This window comes from Ignavibacteria bacterium (assembly GCA_016873845.1).
Taxonomy (GTDB): Bacteria; Bacteroidota; Ignavibacteria; order Ch128b; family Ch128b; genus JAHJVF01.
In genome coordinates, this window is record VGVX01000102.1 from 1 (window position 1) to 5,873 (window position 5,873).

4 protein-coding genes are annotated in these 5,873 nt (G+C 35.9%); 3 read left to right on the forward strand and 1 reads right to left on the reverse strand.

Annotated elements, in window-relative coordinates; all coding sequences use genetic code 11:
• A partial coding sequence (locus FJ213_12450; GenBank protein ID MBM4176962.1) for a (2Fe-2S)-binding protein occupies positions 1-263 on the forward strand: 263 nt, incomplete at its 5' end.
• 95 nt (positions 264-358) lie between these two features.
• Here the strand turns inward: FJ213_12450 and ygfK are convergent.
• Positions 359-3,454, reverse strand: a complete 3,096-nt coding sequence (gene ygfK, locus FJ213_12455) for a putative selenate reductase subunit YgfK (GenBank protein ID MBM4176963.1) — start codon at positions 3,452-3,454, stop codon at positions 359-361.
• Positions 3,455-3,571: 117 nt separating this feature from the next.
• Here ygfK and FJ213_12460 point away from each other — a divergent pair, with 117 nt between their 5' ends.
• Both FJ213_12460 and FJ213_12465 read left to right on the forward strand, forming a co-directional pair.
• Positions 3,572-4,756, forward strand: a complete 1,185-nt coding sequence (locus FJ213_12460) for a YgeY family selenium metabolism-linked hydrolase (GenBank protein ID MBM4176964.1) — start codon at positions 3,572-3,574, stop codon at positions 4,754-4,756.
• A gap of 105 nt (positions 4,757-4,861) precedes the next feature.
• The coding region (locus FJ213_12465) for an ATP-binding protein (GenBank protein MBM4176965.1) at positions 4,862-5,873 on the forward strand (1,012 nt) is incomplete at its 3' end.

A 5,873-nucleotide genomic window follows, 5' to 3' on the forward strand; every position in this document is an offset into this window, starting at 1 on the left:
TTAATGGTTGTAAGATTACTACGATCGAAGGAATTGCGTCAGATGGCAAGCTGCATCCGCTTCAAGAAAATTTTATGAAGCATGGTGCAATTCAATGTGGATTTTGTACACCTGGCATGGTACTCTCGGCTTATACTTTGCTTGAAGAAGTTACGAACCCAAGTGAAGATGAAATTAAAGAAGCAATTGCCGGAAATCTTTGCCGATGCACTGGGTATAAACAAATTATCGAAGCTGTAAGGCAATCAATTGTTAAAGTTTAAATTTGCCTAGTCAGTAAATTCTTTTATTTGCACGAACTCACCCGAAGATAAATCTCAAAACAACCGATAAGATAATTTAATGTGGTTAATAGTTTTTATAAAAGGTAACCGTGATCATTAATGACTTTGTGCATTACCGATTGGGATTTATCATTAGTATTATACTTATCATCATTTGCAGACATAGTAATCAAATCGACTTTTGTATTACATCTCAACTTAAATGTAAAAACTTCATTTTCTTTAGTTTGTAAGTAAAACCCATCATTTTGACTTTTGTCAAACTCTTCTTCATTCCAAAACAGTGTTAGCTTATCTTTGTACGGTGCGCCTTGGTGAGGGCAAAACGTCTCACAGTTTCCACATTCGTTGCACATTCCGTCGATGTGAAGTATTTGAAATTTATCTTTGAATTCTCCGTTTACAGCGATTGCAATATTTGCTCGATTTGGACAGACTTCAACGCATTTATTACAGACCTGATCGCAGCCAAGACACCTTGAAGACTCACTAGAATAATCGATTGAGTTTTGAAACTCGATTATCCCCTTCCTATTGGATAAATCTTCAGTCCACTTTAGACCGTCGATTTGAACTTTTTGAGATAAATTGAATTGATTGTCAATTCTCTCTTTCGCAAGAATTGATTCGGCTGCTTTCTTTCCATCGGCGATTGATTCGACAACCGTAGATGGTCCTCTGAATGCATCACCGCCGATAAAAACATTCTCAATTAATGTTTCATTTGTCGTATTATTAACAAGAATATTTTTTCTTTCATCTATTTTAATTCCATTTTGAGTTAAGAAATCGTAATCGACTTCTTCTCCAATTGCAGTAATCACCGAATCGATTTCAATTTCTTCAAACTCATTTTCAATTGGAACGACTCTTCTTCTTCCGCTTTTATCAAATTCACCAAGCTGCATTTTCTGACACTTTAAAATCCTTTTGTTGAATTCAACAGGAAGAAGAAGCTTTTTGAAGATCACTCCATCGTCCAGCGCAGCATCAAGTTCTTCTTTATCAGCAGGCATGAATTCTTTTGTGCGCCGGTAAATTATGAAAACCTTTTCAACGCGTTCGCATCGCAGAGCCGCGCGAGCGCCATCCATTGCAGAATTCCCTCCACCGATCACAGCCACAGAATTACCTAGCGAGAGCTTTTCATTTCTATTGAATTTTTGCAGAAAGTCAATGGCACTGAACACATTTTTGTTTTCACCGGATAATTCGAATTTCTTCGATTTACCTGCACCGATTGCAAGATAGATATACTTGAATCCATCATCTTTTAATTTTTTGATTGACATGCTTTCGTCAGATCCGAAAACGAAATTCACTCCGAATTTTTTTACAAGCTCAATATCTTTATCGATTACCTCTTGTGGAATTCGAAATCCGGGTATGGAATGCCGTACAACACCGCCGGCTCTGTTAGTTTTTTCGAAAATCGTAACATCCAATCCGGCTCTTGCGAGAAAATATGCAGCCGATAATCCTGATGGTCCTCCTCCAATAATCGCAGCAGATCCTTTATCCTTCAATCTTTTTATATTTAAATCTTTAAATTTATCATAAGCTTCTTCTGTAGCTTTCTTTTTGAGATCACGTATCAAAAGAGGATCATCATAATCCCAGCGAACACATTTGTACATACATTGATGATCGCAAATATAACCAGTGATGTGCGGCAGAGGATTTTTTTCAATTATGACTTTAAATGCATCATCGTATCTATTCTCTTCAATCAATCTAATATATTTAGAAACGTCCTGATGGATCGGACATGCGAGTTCACATGGTGCGACATAACAATCGAATTTTTCAAGTCTGCTCGATAGTTTTAATGATTTAATTTCTCTTGAATGTTTGTTGTAAATTTTTTCTTGAAGTGATACTTCAGCGAGAGATTTAAGTTTGGATAATTTAATTTTACACGATGGCTCAATCGATGCGTTTGGATCAGTGAAGTTTGAGGCAATTTGATGGAGCCGCTCGTATCCTCCCGGTTTCAATAAGTCAGTTACGAGCGTGATTGGATAAATTCCGGTTTCAAAAATTTGTTGGGAGTTGTGCACTGTTGCTCCACCAGAAAACGAAATATTCAAATCCCCTTTGAACTCTTCCGCAAGTTTATAAGCCAAATTAATCGTTAGCGGGAAAAGGGAACGTCCCGACATATACATTTCGTTTCCAGGAAGTTTATGTAACGAATTATGAACACCGAGGGTATTTGAAAGTTTAACTCCAATTTCCTTTCCGTGAATTTTTGCAAATTGTTTCAGCCGATTCAGCATTGGGATTGCATCATTGAATTGCAGGTCATTCTCAAATGATTTTTCGTTTAGTTTGATATAATCGAAACCGAGTTTGTGCAGAACATCGGTGACAAATTCAAATCCAAGCAATGTCGGATTCAATTTGACATAGGTATGAAGATTCTTTTCTTTGATTAAATATTTTGCTATCGCTTCAATTTCATGAGGAGGGGAGCCATGCATTGTAGAAAGTGTAACTGAGTTTGAAAAATTGGGGGAAATGTTCTCTATGATCTTCTCAATCTCTGAGGCAGAAAACTTTTTAGAAATTAATTCGAAACGAGAAAGACTCTCATTAAGCAGTTTTATATAACTTCTAAAAAGTGTTGAATTGTTTGCATCAATCAAGTAATCAATAAACTTATCCATTCTTTCGGTTTTGATTCCTTCAAGGTCGTAACCTACACTCATGTTGAATATAAATCCGCGTTCAGCTCCGACACTATCGGGACTAGACAATCCAAGTGTTTCTTTCAGCAAATGAATTATAATCCATGACTTTAAATATTCATCAAATGATTTCTCGAGAGAAAGCTCTTGCGACCACTCGACATTGTAGCCTTCATCTTCAACGTCAATGCATGGTTTTTCGATTTCAAGGTTATCGAGTTTCTGAACGGTCTTTAGTTCCATGAATCTGCCGCCGACGAGATATGAGACAATAATATTCTGAGCAAGCTGAGTATGCGGTCCGGCTGCTAGTCCAAAAGGATTATCCAACTTCTCATTGAAGATTTCAATTGAAGCATTTCCTCTGTGTTTGTAAAATTTGACTGCCGGTATTCCAAAAATCTGGTTACTGTTTTTTAATTCTGTAAAAATCCAGTTCAATAATTTCTCGAATGAAATTGTCTGCATTTTCTGAGCCATGAAGTCCTCTATTATCTTGAAGTAATCTCGTCGTTATTGATTAAAATTTTTTCTTAGTAAATTTACACAAAATTTTTATTCGATTACTCAAATTTGTGATCATAAATAGAGGAATAAATGACGTCTGCTAAACAAATTTTAGAAAAAGCACAATCATACCAGGATTACACTGCACAAAATCTTTCGAAGTTAATTCAGATTAAATCGTTAAGCTGTAGAGAAAAAGATGTTATTAACGAAATAAAACGAATGATGGAAAAAGCTAATTTTGATGAGGTGAAGATAGATGCGCTCGGAAATGTGATTGGAAGAATTGGAAATGGAAAAAAGATCATTGCGATTGATGGACACGTTGACACTGTCGATACAGGCAATCTCGAAAATTGGGAACTTGAACCTTTTTCAGGAAAAATTGATTCTGAATTTGTCCATGGACGAGGGACGGTCGATCAAAAAGGTGGAATTGCATCCTTCATCACTGCGGGAAAAATTCTGAAAGAACTTGGATTGCAAAATGATGTGACGGTTTACATCGTAGGATCTGTAATTGAGGAAGACTGCGATGGACTTTGCTGGAAATATATCATTGAAGAAGAAAAATTAAAACCAAATTGCGTAATCATTACCGAACCGACGAATATGAATATCTATCGCGGACAGCGGGGACGAATGGAAATGACAGTATCTTTCTACGGGATTTCTTCTCACGGCTCCGCACCCGAAAGAGGAAAGAACGCAATCTACATGGCTTCACGAGCAGCACTTGAGATCGAAAAGCTTAATGAAAATTTAAAGAACGATAGTTTTTTAGGGAAAGGTTCAGTAACGATTTCGGAAATTGTTTCAGACAGTCCTTCTCTCTGTGCTGTCGCTGATTTCGCAAAAATTCATCTCGATAGAAGATTGACTGCCGGAGAAGATATTGATTTAGCTGTTAGTCAAATCCAGCAGATCGTAAAAAATGAAAATGCAAAAGTTGAAGTGCTTGAGTATAAAGAAAAATCTTTCACCGGACTTGAATATGGAATGAAAAAATATTATCCGACTTGGGTTGTCGACGAAAATCATTCGGTGATTAAAACTGGTGAAAAAGTTTTTCAAGAATTATTCAACGCCAAACCGTTAATCGACAAATGGACTTTCTCAACAAACGGAGTTGTTATAAACGGAATTTATGGAATTCCGATAATCGGCTTTGGTCCTGGTAATGAGGTTCTTGCTCATGCACCTGATGAGAAAGTACCAATTGAACATTTAGTCAAAGCAAGTGCGTTTTATGCAATGTATTGCATGACTTTTTAGTTCATCTTCAGAGAAATAACCAGTTATTACCTCCGATATTCTAAATATTTTTGTATATTGGCAATGAATAAAAAATTGATATTCATACATTACTAATGAACAATAATGCAGAATAATTTGCTCGAAAGAGTCGCAATTGATCAGCTTGAAAACTTCAAATCAAAAGATCCAGGAGTTGAAAGAGATGTTGATTTCGAAAGGGCGCTGAAATCCAAGCAAATTTTGATAATCACAGGAATACGTCGCTGCGGCAAATCAACGCTTCTTAGACAACTATCAGAAAAGCTTCATTCATTCTACTATCTCAATTTTGATGATGAAAGATTATTGAAATTTACAATCGATGACTTTGACAATTTGCTTATTCTTTGGAAGAAGTTATACAAATCCAAGACTATAATTCTTGATGAAATTCAAAATGTGAAGAATTGGGAAAGATTTGTTAGAAGAGTTTATGATGAAGGCTATAAGATCATATTAACAGGTTCTAATGCAAAATTATTAAGCGGTGAACTATCAACTCATCTGACCGGCCGGCATATTAAATTAGAATTGTATCCTTTTTCCTTTAAGGAGTATCTCAATTACAAAAAATTTGACGCTGCTATTTGGAAATCGTCTGATCAGTTGGCAAAACTACTAAAATTGACAGATGAATATGTCGAGTACGGCGGTTTCCCCGAGTACGTTATTTTTCAAGACGAAGATTACTTGAAAAGAATTTACGAGGACATTCTTTACAAGGATTTGATAGTCCGCTTTAAAATTCGTGAAGTGAAAAGTTTTCGTGAACTTGCGAATTTTCTATTCACAAACTTTACATCTGAGATCAGTTATAATGCATTGCAGCGAGCGTTAAATTTTAAGAGTGTAGCGTCGGTAAAGAACTATATAAGTTATCTGCAGGAAAGCTATTTGGTGTATGAATTATTTAAGTATGATTATTCTTTAAAGAAGCAGCTTATTTATAACAAAAAGATTTATTCCGTTGACAATGGATTGCGAAATCAAGTCGCCTTCCGTTTTAGCGGAGATTCCGGCAAGCTTCTCGAAAATGTTGTTTTTCTTCAGTTGAAAAGAGATTGTTCCGAAGTTTACTATTATAAAAATAAAAAGG

What these genes read in the sequence shown, in the direction of transcription:
- ygfK (MBM4176963.1), bottom strand. Translation starts at nt 3,454, where the DNA reads ATGGCTCAGAAAATGCAGACAATTTCATTCGAGAAATTATTGAACTGG.
- FJ213_12460 (MBM4176964.1), top strand. Translation starts at nt 3,572, where the DNA reads ATGACGTCTGCTAAACAAATTTTAGAAAAAGCACAATCATACCAGGAT.